The sequence below is a fragment of the Paenibacillus sp. SZ31 genome (genome assembly GCF_012912005.1).
In the GTDB taxonomy this organism is placed as follows: domain Bacteria; phylum Bacillota; class Bacilli; order Paenibacillales; family Paenibacillaceae; genus Paenibacillus.
The window spans coordinates 534846-559177 of sequence record NZ_JABBEA010000001.1 but is presented as its reverse complement, the minus strand read 5'-3'; the positions used below and the strand labels follow the sequence as shown (position 1 = coordinate 559177).

The window sequence follows — 24332 nt, the reverse complement described above, 5'->3', positions numbered from 1 at the left end:
ACAAAACGGAGGAGGATTAATCAATGACTACACAAACAATTCTTCCGGTTGAATCTGAAGCGCTTCGCGCCTTGTCGGAAAGCAACAATGAACCCGGCTGGTTGACCGAACAGCGGCTCGAAGCTTTGAAGCTTGCGAGCGGGCTTGCGCTTCCTAAACTGGAAAAACAAAAAATCGAACGCTGGAATGTCAGCGAGTACGGAACATATAAAACAAGTGAAGCCATTTCTTCTTTGACAGAAGTACCTGCTTCTATTAAAGATCTGGTTCAGGATCAAGCTGAAGGCAGTCTGGTTATCCAGCGCAATTCCGGTACGGTATACTCCAAGGTGTCTGCTGATCTGGCAGCAAAAGGAGTTATCTTCACGGATCTGGCTACAGCGGTTCGCGAACATGGCGATCTGGTAAAACCATATCTGAACACAGCAGTTAAAGCGGATGAGCATTCCCTCGCTGCATTACATGCGGCACTTTGGAATGGCGGGGTCTTCCTGTATGTTCCGAAAAATGTCGAAATCGAAGTACCACTGCAAGCAGTGTTGCTTACGGATGACGCATCTGCAACGTTTGCACCTCACGTGCTTGTTGTTGTAGAAGCAAACAGTTCAGTAACTTATGTTGATAACTATGTATCTGGCGAATTGTCCGCACCTGTTTTCCATAATGGTGTTGTGGAAGTATTCGCAAAATCCGGTGCTAAAGTACGTTTCGCATCGGTTCATCAACTGAGTGTGAATGTAACTGATGTTTCATTCCGTCGTGCAGTGTTAGAGAATGATGCTTCCATCGAGTGGATTGTAGGCGAAATGAACAATGGCGACACAGCGAGCAACACGATGACCGTGCTGAAAGGCAATGGATCAAGTTCTGATTCCAAAGTCATCGCTGTAGGTTCCGGTTCGCAGAAAATCAACTACACCACAGAAGCTCGTCACTTCGGCAAGAATACACCAAGTCAGATGATTACACGTGCAGTTATGCGTGAAGAAGCATCTGCAATCATTAACGGAATCACGAAGATTGAGAAAGGCGCTACCAAAGCCGATGGACAGCAGACAGAGAAAGTGTTGATGCTGAGCCCTAAAGCACGTGGAGATGCGAACCCAATCCTCCTTATTGATGAAGATGATGTAACAGCAGGTCACGCGGCTTCTGTTGGTCAAGTCAATGCCGAGCAGATTCATTACTTGATGTCGCGCGGAATTAACCGTACGGATGCCGAACGCCTGATCATCTATGGCTTCCTAGCTCCGGTGGTGGCGGATATTCCTCTGGAAGCACTGCGCACCCAATTGCAGTCCCTGATTGAGAAGAAGCTGGGACAATGAACCCATCCATTCGCGAGCAGTTCCCGATCCTCCACCAGGAAATTAACGGACACCCGCTCGTATATTTAGATAGTGCTGCAACTTCACAGAAGCCTCATGCTGTGATCGAAGCAGTCAAACATTATTATGAGTATGAGAACTCCAACGTACACCGTGGTGTTCATACCCTTGGAAGCCGTGCAACGGACGCTTACGAAGGCGCACGTGAGAAGGTAGCCAAGTTTATCAATGCCCGCAGTACACAGGAGATTATCTTTACTCGCGGGACAACGACAGCCCTCAATCTGGTGGCTTCATCGTACGCCCGCGCCAATTGCAAAGAAGGCGATGAAATTGTTATCACGCAAATGGAGCACCATAGTAATCTGATTCCTTGGCAGCAGGTTGCCAAGGAGACAGGTGCAACATTGAAATACATTCCGCTTCAGCCTGACGGTCATATTGAATTGGCTGATGTTGAGAAGACGATTACGAACAATACTAAAATTGTAGCAATCGCTTATGTATCCAATGTTATGGGTCTGATCCATCCTGTGAAACAAATTGCTGAAATTGCACACCGTAATGGTGCTGTCATCGTTGTTGATGGCGCACAAAGCACACCTCATATGAAGGTGGACGTTCAGGATCTGGACTGTGATTTCTATGCATTATCCGGTCATAAAATGTGCGGACCAACCGGAATCGGTGCACTCTACGGCAAAAAGGCGCTGCTGGAGTCCATGGAACCCATTGAGTTCGGTGGTGAAATGATTGATGATGTGGGTCTGTACGAATCCAACTGGAAAGAGCTTCCCTGGAAGTTCGAAGGTGGAACCCCAATTATCGCAGGTGCGGTAGGTTTGGGAGCTGCCATTGATTTTCTGGAGCAGATTGGTATGGATGAGATCGCACATCATGAGAGTGTGCTGGCAGCTTATGCAACAGAACGACTGGCTGAGATCGATGGGTTAACCATCTATGGCCCAGCCAAGCGGCATGTGGGTGTCGTTACCTTTAATCTGGGGGATGTTCATCCGCATGATGTGGCAACCGTGCTGGATGCGAGTGGCGTAGCCATTCGTGCCGGACACCATTGCTGTCAACCGCTAATGCGCTGGCTTGAAGTTAGCTCAACAGCTCGTGCCAGCTTCTATCTATACAACAACGAACAAGATGTAGATCGGCTTGTCAGCGCCTTAATCCAGACAAAGGAGTATTTTGGCGATGCAACTTGATGATCTGTACAGACGTGTTATAATGGACCACTACAAAAACCCGCGTAACCGCGGAACATTTGATAATGAAGCTGTCACGGTGAATTTGAATAATCCAACGTGCGGCGACCGGATTTCACTGCAAATTTTGTTGAAAGACGGAATCGTTCAGGAAGCCAAATATACGGGTGAAGGCTGCTCCATCAGCATGTCCTCGGCATCGATGATGACAGAGGCTGTCAAAGGCAAAACGATGGAACAGGCACTCGATATCGCTAACCGTTTTTCCTCACTGATGAAAGGTGAAGAAGTCGATTTCGACGATTATGAAGATCTCGAAGCCCTATCCGGTGTGAACAAGTTCCCTGCACGCATCAAATGTGCCACTCTGGCCTGGAATGCATTACGCAAAGGGATTGACGAAGAGAACAAAGTACAATAACGATAGGGAGGTAGAGCAAGATGGCTAAAAAAGCACCAGAAATGGAAGAGTACAAATATGGTTTTCGCGACGAGCACAAATCCATCTTTCAAACCGGTAAAGGTCTGACTGCAGAAGTGGTTACCGAGATTTCCAAGATTAAGAATGAACCGGAATGGATGTTGGAATTCCGTTTGAAATCTTTGAAACAATTCGAAAAGATGCCAATGCCGAAATGGGGCGGAGATCTAGACGGATTGGATTTCAATGAAATTCAGTATTATGTGCGTGCTTCGGAGAAACAAGGTAAAACATGGGAGGAAGTTCCTTCCGAAATCAAGGAAACCTTTGATAAATTGGGTATCCCTGAAGCAGAGCAAAAGTTCCTGGCAGGTGTATCGGCTCAGTATGAGTCCGAGGTTGTATACCACAACATGCAAAAGGAATTGGAAGACCAAGGTGTAATCTTCATGGATACGGACACGGCTCTGAGAGAGCATCCGGAAATCCTGCGTGAATATTTTGCAACGGTTATTCCACCAGCAGATAACAAATTTGCTGCATTGAATAGTGCGGTATGGTCCGGAGGAAGCTTCATCTACGTGCCTAAAGGCGTTAAATGTGAAGTGCCTCTGCAAGCTTACTTCCGGATCAACTCCGAGAATATGGGCCAATTCGAGCGTACACTCATCATTGCGGACGAAGACAGCTTCGTTCACTATGTAGAGGGCTGTACAGCTCCAATCTACAGCACGAACTCACTGCACAGTGCGGTCGTTGAGATCATTTGTAAGAAAAATGCCCGTGTTCGTTACACTACGATCCAAAACTGGGCACCAAACATCTACAACCTCGTTACAAAACGTGCGGTTGCTGAAGAAAATGCAACGATGGAATGGGTCGATGGTAACATCGGTTCCAAACTGACGATGAAATATCCAGCGGTTGTACTGAAAGGCCGTGGAGCTAAAGGTTCCGTACTCTCCATCGCTGTAGCTGGTAAAAACCAGCATCAGGATGCAGGTGCGAAAATGATCCACTTGGCTCCGGATACAACATCTACAATCGTATCCAAGTCCATCAGTAAACATGGTGGTAAAGTAACGTACCGTGGTTTGGCTTCCTTTGGACGTCAAGCTGAGGGCGCGAAATCCAACATCAAGTGTGATACACTCATTCTCGATAATGAGTCCACATCTGATACGATTCCTTACAATGAAATCATGAATGATAACATCATGCTGGAGCATGAAGCTACAGTATCCAAAGTGTCCGAGGATCAGCTCTTCTACCTGATGAGCCGTGGTCTGACGGATGCAGAAGCTACACAGATGATCATCATGGGCTTCATTGAGCCATTCACGAAGGAATTGCCAATGGAATACGCCGTTGAGATGAATAGATTGATCAAGTTCGAAATGGAAGGCTCCATTGGGTAATTCAATGCAACGCCTTTCGAAGCCGTGAACTGAACCTTGCTGCTGATGTTAAGCGGCAGATACAGTACATGTGATTGAATACCCTGTAGAGCAGACTCTTTAAAAAGTCTCTCTACGGGGTATTTTTATTTTCGTACGAGCAATGATCTACCATGGCGGCCAATCGAACATTGCCACACTGAACCTGGCAGACGGAGAGTATTTAACCCAGGCGACAATTGGTCAGGGGACACGAAATGGAGATAAACGGATCTTTTTACATCGAGTTGTCCACCAATCTTGGAAATAAAATCGAAGGCGGACAAAAAAACTTCGGATGAAATCAATCTTGGGGCACCAGCTGGGTGGTATATAGCCGGATTTATTGGAAGAGCAGGACAGGGGTTGGATCAGCTCGGTGTCAAATACAGACCTGAATTAGGAGTGATTAGTGGTTAAAATGAAATAATAATATATACATCTCATAGATTGTTCACGACGGCATAGCACGCCGCTTGGAATATACGTTGGAGAGACCGCAAGGTTTTCCCCATGCTATTCTGAGCGGTGTTTTTTTGTAATAAAATAAGACCAATAGCACAAGCCATTTCATAGATTTAAGCATCTAATGATAGAAAAGGATGTGAGTGTATGAGCGTGAACCCTTTCGAGGGATATCGGATTACAAGTTCATTCGGCTATCGAATTCATCCCATTCATGGTGGACAGACGTTTCACCGCGGAATTGATCTCGTAACAGAGCCATGGAATGGCCCCGTCTATGCCTTTATGGAGGGTAGGGTACGTTTTGCTTCCGAGGGAGTTACAGGCTCTGGATTCGGCGGTTACGGGCTTACAGTAGCACTTCAGGATCATCGAGGCTATTTACATTGTTATGCGCACCTTTCGCGTATTGCTGTAACTGTTGGACAACGCGTGAAGCGAGGTCAGCTTATCGGTAATCAGGGAAGCACGGGTCAAAGCACTGGTCCGCATGTACATTATGAGATTCGTAAAACCAGTGCGCCATCGTACGGTTATACAGCCAGTGAAGATGGTGTGACGGAACCGGGAGCATATCTACAAGCTGAATACGGAACTGCATCTCAGGAACAGGAGGCTCCGCCGATGACCACTGAGCAGAAGAGAATGTTTGAAGCCATGCAGAAGACGCTGGAGATTCAGGGAGGATGGATTCAGCAACAGAAGCAACTTTCCAATATGGCCTGCCCCGCATGGGCACAGGAAGCGCTTGACTATTATCGACCGTATATTATGAACGACACAGGCAGTTATGAATTTTGGCGATTACTCGTCATTATGTACCGCAAGGAAAAGGGTATCCAGGTTCATTCGGATTCTGACATATAGACCCCTGCAAAGAACAGGGAGTAGCACAAGACTGATCCTCAGGAAGATTGCAGGCAGACAACCATTTATCGAATGTTGCCTGTTCGCCCGGTTCATTCCACCGGAAACGTCATATGTTAGGGTATACCTGATGAAGAGGAGGCAATCACATGAGCGAAGTAGGATATGGCTGTGGGGGCAACGTAGGCGGAGTAGGCGGCGTTGGTGGATACAATATGTTCACAAACACTGGTGCGATCTTGGTACTGTTCATTCTGTTGGTTATCATCACGAAAGCATTCTGCGTGTAATCCAGCATGAACGAATCGAGATAGACAAAAGGGAAGCCGTTATGGCTTCCCTTTTTACATATGCCAACCTATAAGTTGGTTAATGAAGCTAATGTTTAATTCTTCGTATACTTACTGGACATAAATCTCAACGATAGCAATATCTCTTTCCTTCGCTAAATCAATAAAGGCCGTAGAGGTCTGGACGAGTGGTCGGAAATAATCTGCAGGATTATTCATGACAATGAGTCCCGTCTGGCCCGTGGTGAGCAGAACCCTTTTACCGATAAAATTAGGTAGCATGTGCTTGATCAGTTCCTGCGTTGCTTCACCATTTAACTGACCGAAGCTGAGGCTGTACAATTCGCACAGAACAGAGATAAGCTCCTGTTTGGTCTGATACACCCGATTGGTCGTCATGGCGCTGTATACGTCCGCTACAGCCGTTATACGGGAATATGGATGGATCTCATCCCCTCGCAGTCCATGCGGATAACCACTTCCATCCTCGCGCTCATGATGCTGAAGGGCAACCGTTGCCAGAATTTCATCCTGGGTGGATTCTTTAATAATATCGTATCCATAGAACGTGTGTTTCTTCATTTCATCGAATTCTTCCGTGGTCAATTTACCCGGTTTATGTAACATTTCAGAAGGAATCTTGGACTTGCCTATATCATGAAGATATCCTGCTTTGGCTACCGTTAGACATTCCTCGGGGTTGTAGCCCATCCAGCCGGCGATATAAAAAGCGAGCATTCCGACTTGCAATGAATGGTTGTAGGTATAATCGCTATCCCCGTCCAGCATAAGCAACAAGGAGACAACATCTTTTTGTTTTTCCAACTGTCCCGTTAGGGTAATCAAAATCTCATCGACCTGTGTCTCATCAATAAAACCCTTCTCCATCGCTTGTTGAAATAGAGATTCAGTACCTTTGATCGTATCGTTAAACAGATTAGTTAACAGACGGGTTTGATCGGAAGGTAAGGTTTGTTCATCAGAGTGTAGGTCGGAAGTTGTATGTTCTACATCTGCGTAATCGATTCCATGTTGCAACAGTTTGGATAGGTCATCTTCACTGAGGGTGGAACCTTTCATCAGCATGTGGAGACCCGAACTGTTGTATACATCATTTTTTAACAGGTCACCAGGTTTAAGATCAGTAACATGCACTCTCACGTATAAACCACCTTTTCCTCGACTAATATCGACACATATCATTATAATAACAAGAAAAAAATGGGTTGACAACGACTTATTTACTATTAAGTAACTCTGTCGAAGAAGGTGTAAGGCCTCATTGTTTAGTTAGCCATGGGGTTCCAGGGTCCTAGTTGATGTCCCTTCCATTCAGATCCATCTTCCCATATTTCCTTTTTCCAAATGGGGACCGTCTGTTTAAGTCTTTCAATGGCGTAGCGGCTTGCATCATAACAGTCGTTGCGATGAGGCGATGAAACGGCAATGACGACACTAATCTCTGCCACATCCACTTTGCCGATGCGGTGACTGATCGCGCACAATACACCAGGCCAGCGCTCCGAGATTTCCGTACCAATGGCTGCCATCTGAGAAAGAGCCATTGGCACATAGGCCTCGTACTCCAGATGAACGGTGCGCTGTTCACCGGTCATTTCGCGAGTCGTACCTACAAAAGTAAGAGCAGCTCCGTGATTTGCAGTAATGACTAGCGCCGTTGTAGCTTCCACAGACAAGGCCGACTCGGTAATGAGAAATAACCCATCTTCAGTCCGATGCTCAAGAGAAGTAGAACGATGCTGTTCATTGGACTTATCTGTACCATCGCCTCCGGAGACAGGAGGAATTAACGCAAGTTCGTCTTCTGACTTGAGTATCGTATTGGCAGGAGCGTACTGCTGGTTAACTGCCAAAAAGGATGTCCGTATCTGAGAAGCTGCCTCCGGATAGGCGAGACTCAGTTTTTCTTTTACATCAGCAGCAGTCGGAGCGTCTCCAATGTACTCAAACTCCAGAAGGGATGTATTTAAACGTTCTGCGATGCCTGCAAATAGTTGAATTGTCAATTTCATAGATATGACTCACCTCTTTTTGATCTCTAAACCCTTTAAATATATCATAACGACGCGGAAAATGTTATGCTTATCCATTAGAAGAATGAACGTTTATCGAAGAGCGGGGGAGGCGGTGTGATGAGCACCAGAGAGAAGCAAACATTGACGATTCTGCACACCAATGACATCCATAGTCACTTCGGCTCCATGAGCACCATCGCCGCTATGATCAATCAGGAACGTGAACAAGGTGGGAACGTGCTTGTACTGGATATTGGCGACCATATGGACCGGATGGCTGTTGAGACAGAAGGGACGCTGGGCACGGCTAACGTCGATGTGATCAATCTGACTGGCTACGATGCCATAACCATCGGAAATAACGAAGGACTGACCTTTACGCCTGATCAGCTCGCGCAGTCATACGCTGGACTTCTGTGTCCTGTAGTATGCGGCAATGTCGTGGAACAAGCCACCGGCCTTCCGCCAGTATGGATGAAACCTTCTCTTATCGTGGAGAAAGGTCCATTTCGCATTGGTTTGCTGGGGGCCACTGCACCCTTCACTACGTTCTATGAACTTCTGGGGTGGGATGTTCTGGACCCGGTGGAGACGTTAAAAGCTCAGGTTGAAGTATTACGTCATGAAGTGGATGTGGTGATTATTCTCTCACATCTGGGACTCTCCACAGATCGGAGACTGGCGGAGCAGATTGCTGGAATTGATGTTATTCTCGGCGGGCATACCCATCATGTTCTTGAAGAACCATTAGTCATTGGTCAGACCGTGCTGGGCGCAGCCGGCAAATTCGGTCAATGGCTTGGGAAAGTGGTTCTGGAACGAACAAGTGTGGCAAAACCTCTTCAACTGGTAAGCAGCGGATGTGTTGCTGCCGAGAGTATATTACTGGATGATCAGGTCGCGCTGGCAATCGCCACGAATCGCACGGAAGCCGAGAGAGCGCTGGATCAGACGGCCGTGATCACGGACCGGATGCTGCCCATCCAGTATGATCGGGAGTCTGCATTTGCCACATTACTTGCGCAAGCCGTACGTCATTTTACGGGAGCTCAGTTGTCTCTGGTGAATGCGGGTCAGCTTCTCGGAGATCTGCCACAGGGAAATGTTACAAAAGGAATGTTGCATTCCCTATGTCCATCTCCTATAAATGCTTGTACAATATGCTTGAGTGGAAGTCATATTCGTGAAGCACTTGAGCAGTCATTGTTGGATGAGTTTTCCGGTAAACCTATTGTCGGATTTGGTTTTCGCGGTCAACTTCTCGGCACGCTGTGTATGGATGGAATGGAAGTTCAGTACAATCCGCATGCGCCAGCCTATGAGAAAATTGAGACCATTTACATCAATGGGGAGCCTATGGACGATCAATGTGAGTATGTCGTTGGAACACTGGACATGTTTACGTTCAATGTGGGGTATCCTTCTCTGGCTCATGGAACCGGTACGCTCTATCATCTTCCGGAATTCATACGTGATTTGCTGGAACTGGAATTAAAACGACCAGGGGCGCTGGATGACAGCCTGCGAGCCCGCTGGCATGAAACTAAATAAAGTACTTGCCTTCTGCTGTAGCGGCGGCTAGTGGTAATTACATCTACGGAGCGGGAGAGGATAGGCTGTGCGTTTAGTACATATAAACTTATTGCAGCCTGGCATGAAGCTGGGGAAACGTATATATAGTGAAGAAGGCCTGGTATTACTTAGTGAGGATGTAGAGCTGACGACCCGACTGATTGGGCGTCTCAAGGATCTTGGGGTCGGTTATGTGTATATTAAAGATGCTGCGACCGAGGATATCATTGTTCCAGATATGTTGCAGGAAGAGACCCGAAGGAAGGCACTGGTAGAGATCAAGCAGCAATTTCAGAGCATGTCCGGAATGAAAACAAAGAATCGAATTCCTCATTTCGGCAAAGCGCTTAGTGGGGTGATGAATACCATTCTGGAAGACATCGGCAGTCAGAAGGAAGCCATGATTATGCTGATGGACATGAACTCCAGTGATTTTGACCTGTATAATCATTCTCTTAATGTATGTGTGTACACGCTGGTTCTTGGTGTCGCTTCGGGTTACACACGCCAGCAATTAATGGAGATTGGTCTGGGTTCCTTGTTGCATGATATTGGCAAGACACAGATTGCACCAGAAATCCTGCATAAGCCCTCCAAGTTGAGTGACGAGGAGTTTAAAATCATTCAGCAGCACACTACATATGGACATCGTATTCTCAAAGACGAACCAGGTATACCGCTTCTATCTGCACATTGTGCATTGCAGCACCATGAGCGAATTGATGGCAGTGGGTACCCCTTTGGCCTGAAGGACAAAGAGATTCATGAATATGCCAAGTGGATTGCACTTGCTGATTCGTATGATGCCATGACAACGAATCGGGTGTACAAGCAAGCCTTGCTGCCACATCAGGCCGTAGAGGTGCTGTATACTGGCTCAGGAACGCTTTATGAACAACGAATGCTGGAGAGATTCAGGGATTGTGTAGCGATCTACCCCGTGGGTCTATCGGTCACGCTCAGTACGGGAGAGGTTGGGGTGGTCGCAGCGATTCATCCACGCGTTCCTCAACGTCCGCTGATCCGGGTGCTCAAGGATGCGGATGGCCAGACCTTATCTTCGCCTTACGAAATTAACCTGTCGACAGCACTGTCTGTGATGATCACAGGTGTAGAGGGTGTGGAGGATACACCTTCATCTGCCCAAAGTGAACGGTTAGAAAGCTGAACAAGTTTGGAAGATGATTAGCGCTCATGTCGTAATATCGGGGCCGTTTCGTAATTCGGCCCGGAGTTACCTGAGTGTTTTTTGTCATGTAATGGACAGGGTCTACGTATGCCGGAGCATTCAAAATTGTGCTATGATAAAAGATAACTCCAAAAAGAGAAACACAAGGTATGATGTAAATAAAACTTTTTAGGTTAATAAAAGGAATAAGGTGAAGAACAATGACCATGCTAAACTCAGGATCGGTACAACCGATGCCTTTATCGCCGACGAATGATCCGTGGGATCCGATCGGCTCTCTGCGTACATATGGACGCCATGTGTTGACCAGTGTAGAAATGACCGTGACACATCTGTGCAACATGCGGTGTGAGCACTGTGCCGTAGGAGATATGCTTACGATGCGTGAAGCGCCGGCTCTTCCGTTACCGCTGATGCTGAAACGATTGGATGAAGTCGAGCATTTGCAGACGATTAGTCTGACGGGCGGCGAGCCAAGCTTTAGCCAGAAAACAGTGGATGAGATGATTATCCCACTGCTTAAATATGCCAAGGAACGTGGAATCCGTTCCCAGATCAATTCTAACTTAACGTTGGATATCAGCCGGTATGAGCAACTTTTGCCGTATCTGGACGTTATGCATATCTCATTCAACTACCTGAATGCTGATGATTTCCATCAAGTCGGATTTGCGAATAGTGGCAGACCTGTAAAACGTGAAGTAGCGGTGAAGATGTATGAGAAAATGATTGAAAATTCCCGCAAATTAAGTGAAGCAGGTATGTTCATTTCTGCGGAGTCCATGATTAACTTCCGTACACACGACAAGCTGGATGGTATTCATCAATTGATTCGTGAGATGGGCTGTGTCCGTCATGAAGTGCATCCAATGTATAATTCGAACTTTGCTTCTTCACTGCCCGTGTTATCACTGGACCATATGAGAGCAGCGATTCATCGTTTGCTTGATGCACGCGACAAGGATATGTGGATGCTCTTCGGTACCCTGCCATTCTTCGCATGCAGTGCAGCAGAGCAAGATCGGGAACTGATCAACCGATTATACAGCGAGCCTAATGTGACGGTACGTAATGATCCGGACGGACGCAACCGCGTTAACGTCAACATGTTTACGGGCAATGTGTATGTGACGGATTTTGCAGACATCCCGGCATTTGGCAACATTCGTGATCGTAAACTGGATGATGTGTTCCATGAATGGTCAGCTGAACATCCGTTGAATCAAACGGTCAACTGCCATTGTGACATCGCATCCTGTTGCGGGCCAAACCTGCTGGTGGCAGATATGTATTACAAAGGTGTGGATTTCAAATCGAGAAAGGCAATCACACGTTGATATTCCAGGTGTATTCCTGAAATAGATAGAAAAGGGGAGTTTCAACTTGGATATTCATACCGAATTTCATCTTGGGCAGCTGGTATTTAATCTGGTCTGTGTCTTTTTGCTCGTGTTTTTGAATGGCGTATTTGTTGCAGCGGAATTTTCCCTTGTGAAAGTAAGGCAGACACGCTTAACTCAATTGCAGAGTGAAGGAAACCGTATGGCCGGTTACGCTTTGAAGGTGAATAGTAAACTGGATTCCTATCTATCGGCAACTCAGTTCGGGATTACACTGACATCGCTTGGACTTGGGTGGCTGGGAGAACCGGCCATCTCCGAATTGCTCGTTGAGCCACTCATGTATAAGCTCGGCGTAGGAGATACAGGGCTTATATCGACGGTGTCCGTCATTATCGGTTTCTGTATCATTACGTTTCTGCATATTGTGCTGGGTGAGCTTGCGCCTAAATCGTTGGCAATTCAAAAAACAGACGGAGTGGCATTGTTCCTATCTGCACCCTTGCTGTTGTTCTATAAAATCTTCTTCCCGTTCATCTGGGTTCTGAATGTATCGGCTAATGCATTGTTACGTCTGGCGGGTATCGAGCCTGCCAGTGAAGGAGAAGCACACTCGGAAGATGAACTTCGTATTCTGATGAAGCAGAGTGCCAAAAGTGGTGTCATCGATAAGGATGAGATCAAACTGATGGACAACATCTTTGATTTCTCCGATATGCTGGCACGTGAAGTGATGCTGCCACGTACAGACATGGATTGTCTATATACCCATATGTCTTTGGAAGAGAACCTGAAGATTATTAATGCAACCAAACATTCCCGGTATCCTGTGGCAGTAGAAGACAAGGATGAGATTATCGGATTTATCCACATCACTGATCTGCTGCTGGCTGACCCGGAGCAACAACAGGATCTGGCTTCACTTGTCCGTCCAATCTTAAACGTCCCTGAATCCATGGAAATCAGCCATGTGCTGCGTCTGATGCAGAAGAAACATTCCCAGATGACGCTGGTGGTTGATGAATATGGGGGTACAGCGGGACTACTGACAGCCGAAGAGATTCTGGAAGAGATCGTTGGAGACCTGTATGACGAGTTTGAGGATGAGCGTCCGCATATGGAACGCAGTGGTGATTCATTTTCCGTTGATGGTCGATCTCTTATTGAAGAGGTTCATAAGTGGACCGGAGCCGTCATTGAGGATGACGAAGTGGATACCATTGGCGGATGGTTGTTTAAAGAGCTTGGAGGCAGTCCGGCCAAGGGCAAAACGCAGGAAATGAACGGATACGTCTTTGAAGTGGAAGAATCCACTCGTTTGCGAATAACCCGGGTCCGAGTGTACAAGCAGTCTGTCTCTGAAGATATGAATTCGGAAGAAAAACCGGCAGAATAGTTCTCTCGTTGCAGGAGCAAGATGAGATGGAGCAAGAGTAAGCCATGATGCAGATTACAGAAATCTGCCATGATAGAGACCCCCGGTTCGTTACCTGAAAGGGTAACGAACCGGGGGTCTTTTTTTATTGAAGAGAGAAAGTGGAGAATTTCTGCGCTTCGTTCAAGCGAATTTCGGATTAACTTTGGATACAGCGTCATATGGTTATAGAGACGGGAAACGGGAAGGACCTTAGTGGTATGATATGCAGTTGCACCAACGATGTAATAAGGAGGCGTTGTTCTGTGAAAGATCCGCAGCTTCGTGCTTACGCCCCTTTTGTGGGGCCGTTTGATCCTTGTCCGCCGGTAGCGATTCGGACGTATTTGGTACCTCCGCAATTATTTATTCCATTTCAGCCGATGGGCTGGCCACAGTACAGTCCGGCAGAAGCGTTAAGATTGGGAACATTATGGCCTGCATTATACAGCCCTTATACACCAGCGAGATCGAAGGGAAGGAAGGTGGAAGTGGATGGAACCTGAAGTGCCGAAACCCTGTGACGCTAAATACTACGAGTTGCTTGAAGAACTTCAGGCGCTGGATTTTGTGTTAGTGGAACTGAATCTGTACCTGGACACCCATCCAGGAGACTTCCAAAGCATTGAGCAGTACAACAAGTTCAGCCAAGAGCGAATTCGGGTAGCCCATGAATTTCAGCAGTTGTACGGACCGTTGATGAACTTTGGGCATGCGTTCTCCAAGTATCCGTGGGAATGGTCACAGACACCTTGGCCATGGCAAGTATGATGTTATCAGCCCCCGGCTTCCTTGAAAGACTACAAGTTCGGGAAGCTCGGGGGCCGAAGAAGGGGTGTATTTTGATAACGTAGAGGGAGGCGTCTGGCATGTGGGTATATGAGAAAAAATTGCAATACCCCGTAAGGGTTAGTAAATGTGATCCTCATATGGCGAAATTGCTAGCGGAGCAATATGGAGGAGCGGATGGGGAACTCGCGGCGGCACTGCGGTATTTGAACCAGCGCTATACGATTCCGGACAAAATTATCGGGTTATTGACCGACATAGGCACGGAAGAATTCGCCCACTTGGAAATGATTGCCACCATGATCTACAAGTTAACAAAAGACGCTTCGGTAGAACAGTTGCAAGAAGCCGGGCTTGGGCCGAACTATGCGCAGCGTGACTCTGCCTTGTTTTATACGAATTCATCGGGAGTACCATTTACGGCAGCTTATATCGCTTCAAAGGGTGACCCGATCGCGGATTTATACGAGGACATTGCAGCAGAAGAGAAGGCCAGGGCTACATATCAATGGTTGATCGACCTGACCGATGACGTGGATCTACAGGATAGTCTGAAGTTTCTGCGGGAACGGGAGATTGTGCATTCCTTACGTTTCCGGGAGGCTGTGGAGATTCTGAAAGATGATCGGGAGACGAAGAAGATTTTCTGAACAGGTGGAAATAGGAACCTGGCAGTCCGATGAGGGCTGCTTTTTGCTTTGAAGGAATAGAGAGCCCGAAGGAGTGTGCATGCTGAAATGTGGATTGCATTCAAATAAAAAAGACGATCCATTTTAATTAAAATAAAAGGGATCGTCCTGTTTTTATTTTGGCGAATAAAGGCCTAGTATTCAACCACTATGGCAACATTTTGCCACCCGGCTCCAACGGTCCAGAACAACACTTTGTCACCTCGCTGAATCTGACCGGATGTAATCGCCCGATGCAATGCGATGAACGGACTGCTGGTGGAGGTATATCCGAATTCGTCTCCGATGTAGACGGCAATATCATCACCGATGCCAACGTTCTCGGATACAGCCCGAATGTTACCAATGGATAGTTGGGAGAAGCAGGCGGCTTTGATCTCATCTGGTCCAATCTCGTTGCGTGTCAGGAGGGTACGAATGGACTCCGAAGCGGCATCCACACAGATCGAATCATCAAATGGGATGAATTTCACATGAAAGGCCCCTGCATCTACACCCGTTTGGCCCAGTTTCGCAAGGCCTTCAGCAGGAAAGAGTGAATTACCATACACACAAGTATCGGTCTGATAGATTGAATCAATGAAACCGATAGCATGTTCATCCCGCTCTACAATAACCGCCGCTGCTGCATCACCGAAGTTGGCAAAGTATACGGGATCATCCGGACTGGCGTGAGGAGCCACGTAATCCGAGCCGATGATTAATGCACGGCGAATTCGAGGATTACCCAGCATCTGCCGGCTAACCTGTTCGAAAGCTGCGGTCATGCCTGCACAGTTAGCGTTGCTGTCAATGCAGATCGTGTGAGAAGCGCCATTAATCAGGCGATGAATCATCAAGGAATTCGTAGGAAAGATGTATTCTGGCGTTTGGCTTGCATAAGCAATCAGATCAATATCTGCACCGGTGAGTCCGGTTTTTTCCAGTAGGTTACTGGCTGCCTCAAAGGCCATGCTTAGTGAGTTTTCGTCATCGTTGTCAATTTTATAACGTGTATCACGACCAAGTGCCTTTAACAATCCACGAATATCTACACCTCTTGCATCAAAATGTTCAATATAAAAATCATTGTGCACCTTGGTTGCTGGATGATAGATATCGATATCTACAATACGAATTCCGGCCATCTTCATTCTCCTCTTGAGCGGAAGGGTGAATTCACAGCTTGTCCGCCTGGTTTATTAAGTGGTAACGGTAGATATGATTTCGAGATTGTTCAGGCCTACAGACCGACCCAGCCTGGACAATTGCATTTTTAGAATCGCGTTGTTCTCGAGGGTCAACACGACTTTTTTATATTCGTCTTTTTTGAACATTTGAAGGCATCCTTCCAGAAGAGGCACAATCTCAGGAGCAGTGACATTCAACTTTTTGCAATCAATATTCAGGTGATATTCCTTAGTGTTAATTGGAGCGATCGTGTCCTGATAGGCCGAGATGGAACGCAAACCGTCTTCTTGAGAGAAAGAACCCTCCAGTTCAATGTTTAACACCTTGTTCGGAACGTCAGTCTTAAGAATGAAATTTCCCATGCTTGATCTCTCTCCTTTAAATGAGTTAAGGCTATCCTGCTAATGGATACACAGCCCTATAGGACCTCTGCTGAAAGCCTCTAAGATGCGAGCTGGTTCGAAGGATAATTTAACCATATTATAAAGGTAGGAATGTAAAAAGATCAATAAAAAAGTCGAATCATGTATAAAAATGTAGAAAAGTGAATTACTGTATTTCTTCCAAGGTGGCGAGCAATATATTAAATGCACTTATAATGCGCGGAGCACCCACACAAGGTGCGAGATGTAGCAATATTCCCTTGAGCTGATCCACGGTCACTCCCACGCTCAGAGCCATCGTGTAATGCACCCCCAATTGTTCATACTGTCCTTGGGTGATCAACGAGGAGATAATGGCAACTTCCTTCCATTGATCCGTAATCGTAGTGCGCTGAAAAATATCCCCATATGCCGTCCCCATAATAAATTCGGATAATTCGGGAAAATGCTCTTTAATGGGTGCGAGGGCTTTAGCGCCGTACTCACCAGAAAGTTTAGAAAAACGGTCCAGGCCCTGAGCCACATGTTCACTCATGATATGCTCCTCCTAATTCAAAGTTACGGTGCGGTGAGCTGTAGGTGGAATCTCGTCGCGATCGGTCAGTAGCTCAATGACAGTCACCTGATTCAACGTCTGTGCTGTGTTCAGCGCAGATGAGAATTCAGCAAGGGTCTCTGCCAGGAACGCAACAGCACCCAGGGATTCGGCAAACTTAGATGCGTCCATAGGAACTTCAAACAGGGTGCCATCGATTCTGCCTGTTGTTTTTTCCATTCCTTTGAGTGCCATGTCCAGTTGTTTGTTGTTGACGACAATGAATATGACATTCAGATTGTTGCATACTGCGGTATTGATCTCTGTTCCAAGCATCATGAAACACCCATCTCCGGTGATACACACGACCGTCTCTTCAGGTGAAGCGGCCTTCGCACCTATCGCCATACCAATGGCATTACCCATGCATGCAAAGTACGCGTCAAACACAAAGCTGCCGGGTTTCTTGACTTTATATCGCTGAACCGCATGAAATCCATGGCTGCCATCATCGACAAACAGCTTATGATCGTACGGAAGCAGTTCACTCATCCCATCCAGCACAGAAGCCAAAGACAGGCGGGGCAGATCCGGTAAAGGGACAGTATAATCTATGGGGGCCGTGGTTTTCTTTGGAGAAGAATGGTCTACGAGTGTGCCCAGCAAATAGTGCATGTTGTCCTTCAAATCACCGGTGATATGTAAGGTTTGAGCGCTCAGAATCTTACCGACAAACGTAGGATCAGCGTCAAATTGAATGAGGTGTGCCGGGTGGTTCTCAGGCTTCAGATTGCAGATGGTCATATCACTTAGACGTGAACCGAGCACGATATAGAGATCACTTTGGTTCAGCATGTCGTCTGCATGTGGGAAACCTCCAACACCACAAGGTCCATGGTACAGAGGGTGGTCCCACGCAATCGCTCCTTTTCCACCAGGCGTAGTAATGACGGGAATGTTGAACGATTCAGCCAAATGAAGCAGTTCATCATGGGCGCGGGCGCGACTAACACCTTTACCAGCAATAATTAAGGGACGATTGGACTGTTGAATGAGAGGGAGAATGCGATTCAGGTTAGATACGCTAAGAAGAGGTTCCGGTTCGGGAATGACAATTCGGCATTGAGATAACAACTCAGTCTGTACGTCAAAAGGTAGACAAAGGTGAACAGGGCCTTTATTGGGGCCGAGTGCAATGGATAGGGCATGATTCAGTAGGGTGCCGAAGTGATCTCCACGCTCAACCAGGTTACTGAACAGTGTGGCAGGCCTAAACATTTCTGCCAGATCAGCCAGATAGGAAGAGGAATCCTGACACTGGGGTAGCCCCAGTTCCTGAATGGATTGATGACCCGTAATAAACAGTACAGGCAGATTGTTGGCCTTCGCATGGGCTGCAGCGGTAAGCAGATTGGTTCCGCCAGGACCGGATGTGGCAAAAGCAACGCCAAGCTTGCCCGTCTGAAGGGCATAACCGGATGCGGCAAAACCTGAGCTGGATTCATGACGGCCTGGAATGAATTCTAATCCGTAATCGACCATCTTCAGGACAGCAGGACAGATGGATTTACCAATAATACCAAAGACATGAGTAACGCCTAGATTACGCAGAGTTTCTGCCAAATAGTCCGCAACTGTTCTCATGCGGGACACCTCGCTTCATGAAATAGGTTATTAGAACCATACGCGTATTCCATTATTTGAATGCAAGTCGTTTTCTAAGGTTGTCAGAGGAAATATATGTTTGTTATTAGGAAGAGTATCTTTTTTTGTGGTTTTTTGTCAATCTATTTTATGAGTCTAATTTCCTGATTCTTAAGTTGGTAACGCTTAAAGTGTTGCTGGGTAAAGCAAAAATAAATGATTATATATTCCTGCAACAAATTACCCAGTTAAGAATTGTAAACAAATAATGTAAAATAATGACTGAAAATGGTGTTTTTTAGCCTGCGAGATGACATCGCATTAAGAGCGACATCTTTTTTTCGCAATAGTCTATAGCGTTGGCAATACGTTGCTTTCTGCTATACTGGAATGGATTGGGGTGAATGGAATGACAGTGATAAAGATGGCTCTGATAGGGCTGGGTAAAATGGGTTTACATATGGTTCATCAAGTCGAGAATACGAAGATGGACACAAAGATTGAACTTGTAGCGGTGTGTGATGCGAATGAGGAAGGTCTGGCGGCTTTTGCAGCTTCTCATCCGGGGGTTGGAACGTATACGGATTACAAGCAATTGATGAATGAACATCAGATTGATCTGCTGTATATTGCAGTTCCGCCAAAATTTCATTATCCGGTTGTCATGGAAGCGCTGGAGCGCAAAATTCATGTGTTCTGTGAGAAACCGCTTGCCAATAGTGTGGAAGAAGCGAAAAAGATGCTGGATGCAGCGCAACAAGCGGGTGTCGTTCACGCCATTCATTTTTCTATGCCACATGAACCTTCCGTGCTGAAGCTGCAAGAGATGATTGAGCAGGGCACCGTGGGTACGATTCGCAAAATAGATCTCATTCTACAATTCCCGCAGTGGCCTCGAACATGGCAACAGAATGCATGGATTACGAGTCGTGAACAAGGCGGATTTATTCTTGAAGTGGGAATTCACTGGATTCATATGATTCAAAAAGTGTTTGGTGCAGTCCGGGTCGTAAGTACTCAGGTTCAATATCCTGAGAATGGGGATTGTGAGCTTGAAGTGCAGGCAGCCCTGGAACTGGAAGACGGCACCCGAATTCAGCTAAACGGTATTTCTCAATTTGCGGGGGAAGAACGTGTATCCATGGTGGTGTACGGCACGGAAGGTACAATTGCTCTGGAAAATTGGGATGAATTGAAGAGTGGCCTGGTGGGGCAGCCCCTTTCTCCGGTGGAAGTGCTTGAATCCGCCAGTGAACTGCCTGTACTTAAACATGTCATTGCCCGTATACAAGGCAAACCAGGTAAAATATATGATTTTAACGATGGGTATCAGGCACAATTGATACTTGAAGCGCTACGTAACACGGAACAATCGAGATAAGAAAAGGAGTACAGGATTTTTCAGATAGAGGTGCCTGATGCACCTTTTCCTGATTCAGCTCTCCTTAACACAAAGAAGCATCGCAGAGGCTCGTGTGAGCCTGTCTGCGATGCTTCTTTCCTTTGGTTAAATGCAACGGATATAGCTGTATAGATACTCGATCAGTAGGTTGAGTCGGATTACGCAAGCTTGAATCGTTTAACCAGTTGATCAAGCGCGTCGGACATTTCATTTAACTGTTTGGATGTGTCAGACATTTCCTGGAGAGAAGCAAGTTGTTCCTCTGTCATTGCGGATACTTCTTCCGTGGCTGATGCCGTATCTTCCACAACAGCGGATACTTCGCTAATGGATTTCATTACGGCCTCACTGCCAGAAGTTAGCTCTTCGACAACAGCGGATACCTCCAGAACTTCACCACTGAGGTTATGAATATGCTGAGTAATGGTTGAAAAAGCATGACCTGCATCCTCGATGGTTTGCAACCCTTCATTCACATGAAGTGTGCTCTCATCAACGACCTGTACCGTACTTTGAACACCCGCTACTACGGTTTCCAATATACTTGTGATCTCTTTGGCTGAGGTTGCGCTTTGGTCCGCCAGATTACGGATTTCCGAGGCAACAACGGCGAATCCACGTCCATTTTCCCCGGCGCGAGCAGCTTCAATTCCGGCGTTAAGTGCAAGCAGATTGGTTTGTCTCGCAATTCCTGACATGGCATCTGCAATATTAATCACTTGATCAGACATCTTCGAAATATCGTTAATGGCTTCCTGCACAGAGAGGAAGGATTGCTCAATGGAACTCATTTTGCCTACCGCATTATCAATACGCTGTTGCCCATCCACAGCAATGGATTCTGTACGTACTGCACGCTCAGCCACGTCAGCTGCCGAAGAGGCGACACGATTAAGCCCAGTGAGGGATTGCTGCATCGCAGCTACCATTGTTTGAGTCAAAGCAACCTGTTCGTCAGCGCCTTCAGCGACGCGTTCCATGGCAGTGGCAACCTCTTTTCCGGCAATATGACTATCGGAGACCCCTTTATCCAATCGATCCGACGCTGAGCTCAGAATCATGGCATTGCTCTGAACGTCCAGCATCATTTGCTGCAAACCAGCGAGCATCACATTGGCTGACTCCGCGAGTTCACGAGTTTCGTCTTTCATCGGCGTAGCGATTCGCAGCGTCAGGTCACCATTGGAAGAACCAATGTCATTCACGGCCTGCTTTACGGTACGGATGTTTCTAACAATGGCGCGGGACAAAATTAACGCAGTGATGAACGAGATGATGGCGACAACGATAAGTGCCCCGTACAGTTCCAAGTTCAGTATTGTATTTTTCTGCTTGAGTGCTTCTGTACGGGTATCGGTCAACGTAAGCTCGTTGGTACGAAACGTAGCAAGGGCGGCGCGAATCTGGTCCATGTCTCGTTTACCCGGGTCATCGGCAAAGAAATCTAGAATGGCCTGCGTATTATTGGCTTGGCGAAGGGCGATCACAGGTTCACCAGCGACCTGGATCCAGCTCTCCATATTACTATGTATGTCTTTCAAGAGTGCGGTTTGGGCCGGGTTGTCCGAAATTAATACGGCAAGTTCATCTTTGAAAGTACCCAGTGTTTCTTTTCCTTTGGTGTAGGGATCGAGGTAATTGTCCTCACCAGTAATGACGTAACCGCGTTGTCCCGTCTCCATATCTACCATGGTTTTTTCGAGTTCATAAGTCAGGGCGTGTACTCTCATATCATGATCGACCAGAAAATCCAGTTCCTCTTGAAGTTTGTTTGTACTGCTCTGAATCAGAAGGATACAACCAGCCAGCACAGCCAGTACAAGTAGATATCCCAATCCAATCTTATAAAAAATTTTGAAGGTCCTGCGCTTATTCATGTTTAATATTCCTCTCTATGGGGTATATGTAAATGTCGAAAAAACTGGAAAAATAATTTTTTTTGGGTCTTTAGATTGGATGTCTAAAGTACTATTTTTTAGTATTATACGTAAAGAAAGTTTGTTTGTACATAGTTTGTTTAATTATCATATAACGTTAGTTATTTTTGTATAAGGTTAGGGCTTCCGATGTTTTACAATCGTTGGTTTACACGTTCAAATGTTATGTTTATCATGGAAAGGGAACAATTCAGATTACATATACATATCCCAATCCGAAAGGAACATTGGACATGACCAAAGAGACGATATTGCGCAAACCGGAAGCGATGATTTTTGATATGGATGGTACGCTGTTCCAGACAGAGACCCTGTTGTTGCCAGCTTACCAGCAGTTATTTGATACATTACGTGCCGAAGGGCATTTTGAAGGAGAAACCCCACCAGAGGAACGGATGCTGGGAAGCTTGGGCATGTTGCTCGAAGATATATGGAAAGTCGTTATGCCCGAGGCGTCTGAAGCGGCACATCGCCGTGCAGACGAACTGCTGCTTCAACTGGAGATTGAGGGGCTCGATCAAGGAAGTTCTCAATTGTATCCTGGCGTGAAAGAAACGCTGCAAGCATTGAAAGAACAAGGAGTGCGTCTTTTTGTCGCGAGTAACGGGCTGGAGGACTATGTGAAGGGTGTGGCTTTTGCACACGAGATTATGCCTTTCTTTGAAGGGGTATATAGTGCAGGCCAGTACAAGACTCCCTCCAAGATCAATTTAGTGCAGATCCTGCTGGAGAAACATCGGATTCAGGACGCCTGGATGGTCGGGGATCGCTCCTCTGATGTGGAAGCGGGTAAAATGAACCATCAGACGGTCATCGGCTGTGCCTATGCCGGATTCGGTCGTGATGAGGAGCTTGCAGGCTCGGATGCGCTGATCTCTGATTTTACGGAACTGCTGCGTCTATATGATGAAGCGGAAGCAGAATAAGCCAGTCATCGATTAAGTGTGTCGATAATCATACGAGAGCGCCCAACCCGATATGTATCAGCGGGTTGGGCGCTCTTTTATTCGTGATCAACAGATCATCTCTTTTTGCGTGCTTTCTTCAATGCAGATGTTCTGTTGCTTGCAAGCCGGGTGGTTCTGATTTGTTTAACCGGGCGACTGGCCCGGTTGCGGTATACCCATAGGGCATAGTCCAGCGGCTGGGTGATGGCTTTATAATAGATATCACGCTCACCGATACGAGCGAATACTTCACGTGCAGGCTTGGGATTAACTTCGAGCAGGTAGATACTTCCGCTCTTGTCAATCGCCAAATCCAGTGCCAGCTCGCATAAGTCCCCATACGTATCTTCCAGAAACGAAGCAACATCAATGCCAAACTTCTCTGCAGTCGTGTTAATTTCTGCTCGGAGTTCCTCGTCAGCGATCCATTGCTTCATGAGACGATGCATGGCTACAGCCTGACCGCCGCCATGCAGATTGGAGGTTACGCTTTTCTCTGCACCCATGCGTCCTGCACATCCGGTAAGTTCCCATTGTCCTTCGCCGTTCTTCTGAACCAGCATGCGATAATCATGCACCCGGCCATTCGGGAGCTGAAGTTGAATGCCCTTCTGTACAAGATATTTGTCTTTCATGTTCCAGTGCTGAAGCAGCGCGCCAAGCCGTGATAGATGGACTTTACGTGGCGTGATAATACGACGCTTCTGATCCCGTCCCTGAACAAGCACGGTATTCGCCTCGCTACTGCTGCGTTCAACGCGCAGAATACCACGTCCGCCGGTGCCGTTAATAGGTTTCAGGTAAACCAGAGAAGACGCTTTGAGCATGCGGTTCACATCAGACATATCCTGAAATAACACCGTTTCCGGCAGGTGTTCGCGAAAGTTGGCTTTTTCCGAAAGGGTCTGATGGATGGTCCATTTATTACGCAGTGGTCTGTTCAGAAAGAGCAGGTGACCATATTTCTCCCGAAAAGCAAGCAGTTGCTGGAATCTGCGGTTACGCTGAATCCGGCAGCGATCAAAGATCAGATCCGGGAATGATCGCCATTCCCGAGACCAGCCTTTTTCCTCATGAAAAACCATCGCCTCAATCTGTTTGCCTCCTGGGTGTACGTCGGCAGGCGTGAATACATAGATATCGAGTCCCCGCTTGCGCCCCTCAAGAATCATTCTGCGATAGATGCTTCGTTCTTCAAGAGCGCGATGTTCATTTAAGTACAACGTCATAATGCCCAGAACAGGTGAGGACACAAACAATC

General features: G+C 46.8%; 23 protein-coding genes. 15 read left to right on the top strand and 8 right to left on the bottom strand.

Annotated features, from left to right (window positions below):
* The first annotated feature begins 23 nt into the window (after window positions 1-23).
* The 6 genes from sufD to HF638_RS02570 all read left to right on the top strand — a co-directional run bounded on the left by sufD (window position 24) and on the right by HF638_RS02570 (window position 6024).
* Window positions 24-1328 carry a Fe-S cluster assembly protein SufD gene (gene sufD / locus HF638_RS02595; RefSeq protein ID WP_169478723.1) on the top strand — a complete coding sequence of 435 codons (1305 nt, stop codon included), beginning with the start codon at window positions 24-26 and terminating at the stop codon, window positions 1326-1328.
* Window positions 1325-2545 (top strand): cysteine desulfurase, encoded by a 1221-nt coding sequence (locus HF638_RS02590; RefSeq protein ID WP_047842300.1) that lies wholly within the window; start codon window positions 1325-1327, stop codon window positions 2543-2545. The genes sufD and HF638_RS02590 overlap by 4 nt, the downstream gene beginning before the upstream one ends.
* Entirely contained in the window at window positions 2535-2966 is a 432-nt protein-coding gene (sufU, locus tag HF638_RS02585) for a Fe-S cluster assembly sulfur transfer protein SufU (protein ID WP_169478722.1), read from the top strand. The genes HF638_RS02590 and sufU overlap by 11 nt, the downstream gene beginning before the upstream one ends.
* Window positions 2967-2986: 20 nt before the next feature.
* On the top strand, window positions 2987-4384 hold the full coding sequence (sufB, locus tag HF638_RS02580) for a Fe-S cluster assembly protein SufB (protein ID WP_036669904.1): 1398 nt from the start codon (window positions 2987-2989) through the stop codon (window positions 4382-4384).
* Window positions 4385-5014: 630 nt separating this feature from the next.
* Window positions 5015-5734: a M23 family metallopeptidase gene (locus HF638_RS02575; RefSeq protein WP_169478721.1), complete on the top strand. Its 720-nt coding sequence runs from the start codon at window positions 5015-5017 to the stop codon at window positions 5732-5734.
* Window positions 5735-5883: 149 nt separating this feature from the next.
* Window positions 5884-6024, top strand: coding sequence for a hypothetical protein (locus HF638_RS02570; RefSeq protein ID WP_017689533.1), 141 nt, complete (start codon window positions 5884-5886; stop codon window positions 6022-6024).
* Window positions 6025-6135: 111 nt separating this feature from the next.
* Here the strand turns inward: HF638_RS02570 and HF638_RS02565 are convergent, their stop codons facing one another.
* Both HF638_RS02565 and HF638_RS02560 read right to left on the bottom strand, forming a co-directional pair.
* Window positions 6136-7185, bottom strand: coding sequence for an HD domain-containing phosphohydrolase (locus HF638_RS02565; RefSeq protein WP_169478720.1), 1050 nt, complete (start codon window positions 7183-7185; stop codon window positions 6136-6138).
* Window positions 7186-7310: 125 nt separating this feature from the next.
* Window positions 7311-8057, bottom strand: coding sequence for a molybdenum cofactor biosynthesis protein (locus HF638_RS02560; RefSeq protein ID WP_169478719.1), 747 nt, complete (start codon window positions 8055-8057; stop codon window positions 7311-7313).
* A 120-nt stretch (window positions 8058-8177) separates the two neighbouring features.
* On the opposite strand from HF638_RS02560, the gene HF638_RS02555 reads away from it, so the two are divergent.
* The 7 genes from HF638_RS02555 to HF638_RS02525 all read left to right on the top strand — a co-directional run bounded on the left by HF638_RS02555 (window position 8178) and on the right by HF638_RS02525 (window position 15014).
* A complete protein-coding gene (locus tag HF638_RS02555; RefSeq protein ID WP_169478718.1) occupies window positions 8178-9611 on the top strand; it encodes a bifunctional metallophosphatase/5'-nucleotidase in 1434 nt (477 codons plus the stop codon).
* 67 nt (window positions 9612-9678) lie between these two features.
* Window positions 9679-10800, top strand: coding sequence for an HD domain-containing phosphohydrolase (locus HF638_RS02550; RefSeq protein WP_169478717.1), 1122 nt, complete (start codon window positions 9679-9681; stop codon window positions 10798-10800).
* 221 nt (window positions 10801-11021) lie between these two features.
* Window positions 11022-12158, top strand: coding sequence for a radical SAM/CxCxxxxC motif protein YfkAB (yfkAB, locus tag HF638_RS02545; protein WP_155985059.1), 1137 nt, complete (start codon window positions 11022-11024; stop codon window positions 12156-12158).
* A gap of 46 nt (window positions 12159-12204) precedes the next feature.
* Window positions 12205-13557 (top strand): hemolysin family protein, encoded by a 1353-nt coding sequence (locus HF638_RS02540; protein WP_169478716.1) that lies wholly within the window; start codon window positions 12205-12207, stop codon window positions 13555-13557.
* Between the two features lie 284 nt (window positions 13558-13841).
* Window positions 13842-14081 carry a spore coat associated protein CotJA gene (locus HF638_RS02535; protein ID WP_036609912.1) on the top strand — a complete coding sequence of 80 codons (240 nt, stop codon included), beginning with the start codon at window positions 13842-13844 and terminating at the stop codon, window positions 14079-14081.
* Complete coding sequence (locus HF638_RS02530; RefSeq protein WP_169478715.1) at window positions 14071-14346, top strand: spore coat protein CotJB; 276 nt, start codon at window positions 14071-14073, stop codon at window positions 14344-14346. Before HF638_RS02535 ends, HF638_RS02530 begins: the two co-directional genes overlap by 11 nt.
* A 98-nt stretch (window positions 14347-14444) precedes the next feature.
* Window positions 14445-15014 carry a manganese catalase family protein gene (locus HF638_RS02525; protein WP_017689524.1) on the top strand — a complete coding sequence of 190 codons (570 nt, stop codon included), beginning with the start codon at window positions 14445-14447 and terminating at the stop codon, window positions 15012-15014.
* 173 nt (window positions 15015-15187) lie between these two features.
* Here the strand turns inward: HF638_RS02525 and HF638_RS02520 are convergent, their stop codons facing one another.
* The 4 genes from HF638_RS02520 to HF638_RS02505 all read right to left on the bottom strand — a co-directional run bounded on the left by HF638_RS02520 (window position 15188) and on the right by HF638_RS02505 (window position 18785).
* Window positions 15188-16180 (bottom strand): 3-oxoacyl-[acyl-carrier-protein] synthase III C-terminal domain-containing protein, encoded by a 993-nt coding sequence (locus tag HF638_RS02520; protein WP_169478714.1) that lies wholly within the window; start codon window positions 16178-16180, stop codon window positions 15188-15190.
* A gap of 54 nt (window positions 16181-16234) precedes the next feature.
* Window positions 16235-16585, bottom strand: a complete 351-nt coding sequence (locus tag HF638_RS02515; protein ID WP_169478713.1) for a hypothetical protein — start codon at window positions 16583-16585, stop codon at window positions 16235-16237.
* Window positions 16586-16772: 187 nt separating this feature from the next.
* Window positions 16773-17141, bottom strand: a complete 369-nt coding sequence (locus HF638_RS02510) for a carboxymuconolactone decarboxylase family protein (RefSeq protein WP_169478712.1) — start codon at window positions 17139-17141, stop codon at window positions 16773-16775.
* Window positions 17142-17153: 12 nt separating this feature from the next.
* A complete protein-coding gene (locus tag HF638_RS02505; RefSeq protein ID WP_169478711.1) occupies window positions 17154-18785 on the bottom strand; it encodes a thiamine pyrophosphate-binding protein in 1632 nt (543 codons plus the stop codon).
* A gap of 409 nt (window positions 18786-19194) precedes the next feature.
* Between HF638_RS02505 and HF638_RS02500 the strand changes: the two genes are divergently transcribed.
* On the top strand, window positions 19195-20166 hold the full coding sequence (locus HF638_RS02500; RefSeq protein ID WP_169478710.1) for a Gfo/Idh/MocA family protein: 972 nt from the start codon (window positions 19195-19197) through the stop codon (window positions 20164-20166).
* Window positions 20167-20345: 179 nt separating this feature from the next.
* On the opposite strand, the gene HF638_RS02495 is transcribed toward HF638_RS02500, so the two are convergent.
* Complete coding sequence (locus tag HF638_RS02495) at window positions 20346-22064, bottom strand: methyl-accepting chemotaxis protein (protein ID WP_169478709.1); 1719 nt, start codon at window positions 22062-22064, stop codon at window positions 20346-20348.
* 293 nt (window positions 22065-22357) lie between these two features.
* Between HF638_RS02495 and HF638_RS02490 the strand changes: the two genes are divergently transcribed.
* The gene (locus tag HF638_RS02490; protein ID WP_169478708.1) at window positions 22358-23050 is read left to right on the top strand and encodes an HAD family hydrolase; all 693 of its coding nucleotides are present in this window, start codon (window positions 22358-22360) and stop codon (window positions 23048-23050) included.
* A gap of 95 nt (window positions 23051-23145) precedes the next feature.
* On the opposite strand, the gene HF638_RS02485 is transcribed toward HF638_RS02490, so the two are convergent.
* Complete coding sequence (locus HF638_RS02485) at window positions 23146-24324, bottom strand: YheC/YheD family endospore coat-associated protein (RefSeq protein WP_348982058.1); 1179 nt, start codon at window positions 24322-24324, stop codon at window positions 23146-23148.
* Window positions 24325-24332 lie beyond the last annotated feature (8 nt).

Bases quoted from the DNA above. Each gene is read 5' to 3' on its own strand.
- sufU (WP_169478722.1), top strand. From the start codon at position 2,535: ATGCAACTTGATGATCTGTACAGACGTGTTATAATGGACCACTACAAA.
- HF638_RS02575 (WP_169478721.1), top strand. From the start codon at position 5,015: ATGAGCGTGAACCCTTTCGAGGGATATCGGATTACAAGTTCATTCGGC.
- HF638_RS02520 (WP_169478714.1), bottom strand. From the start codon at position 16,180: ATGGCCGGAATTCGTATTGTAGATATCGATATCTATCATCCAGCAACC.
- HF638_RS02515 (WP_169478713.1), bottom strand. From the start codon at position 16,585: ATGGGAAATTTCATTCTTAAGACTGACGTTCCGAACAAGGTGTTAAAC.
- HF638_RS02525 (WP_017689524.1), top strand. From the start codon at position 14,445: ATGTGGGTATATGAGAAAAAATTGCAATACCCCGTAAGGGTTAGTAAA.
- sufB (WP_036669904.1), top strand. From the start codon at position 2,987: ATGGCTAAAAAAGCACCAGAAATGGAAGAGTACAAATATGGTTTTCGC.
- HF638_RS02505 (WP_169478711.1), bottom strand. From the start codon at position 18,785: ATGAGAACAGTTGCGGACTATTTGGCAGAAACTCTGCGTAATCTAGGC.
- HF638_RS02560 (WP_169478719.1), bottom strand. From the start codon at position 8,057: ATGAAATTGACAATTCAACTATTTGCAGGCATCGCAGAACGTTTAAAT.
- HF638_RS02570 (WP_017689533.1), top strand. From the start codon at position 5,884: ATGAGCGAAGTAGGATATGGCTGTGGGGGCAACGTAGGCGGAGTAGGC.
- sufD (WP_169478723.1), top strand. From the start codon at position 24: ATGACTACACAAACAATTCTTCCGGTTGAATCTGAAGCGCTTCGCGCC.
- HF638_RS02510 (WP_169478712.1), bottom strand. From the start codon at position 17,141: ATGAGTGAACATGTGGCTCAGGGCCTGGACCGTTTTTCTAAACTTTCT.
- yfkAB (WP_155985059.1), top strand. From the start codon at position 11,022: ATGACCATGCTAAACTCAGGATCGGTACAACCGATGCCTTTATCGCCG.
- HF638_RS02500 (WP_169478710.1), top strand. From the start codon at position 19,195: ATGACAGTGATAAAGATGGCTCTGATAGGGCTGGGTAAAATGGGTTTA.
- HF638_RS02555 (WP_169478718.1), top strand. From the start codon at position 8,178: ATGAGCACCAGAGAGAAGCAAACATTGACGATTCTGCACACCAATGAC.
- HF638_RS02495 (WP_169478709.1), bottom strand. From the start codon at position 22,064: ATGAATAAGCGCAGGACCTTCAAAATTTTTTATAAGATTGGATTGGGA.
- HF638_RS02490 (WP_169478708.1), top strand. From the start codon at position 22,358: ATGACCAAAGAGACGATATTGCGCAAACCGGAAGCGATGATTTTTGAT.
- HF638_RS02530 (WP_169478715.1), top strand. From the start codon at position 14,071: ATGGAACCTGAAGTGCCGAAACCCTGTGACGCTAAATACTACGAGTTG.
- HF638_RS02590 (WP_047842300.1), top strand. From the start codon at position 1,325: ATGAACCCATCCATTCGCGAGCAGTTCCCGATCCTCCACCAGGAAATT.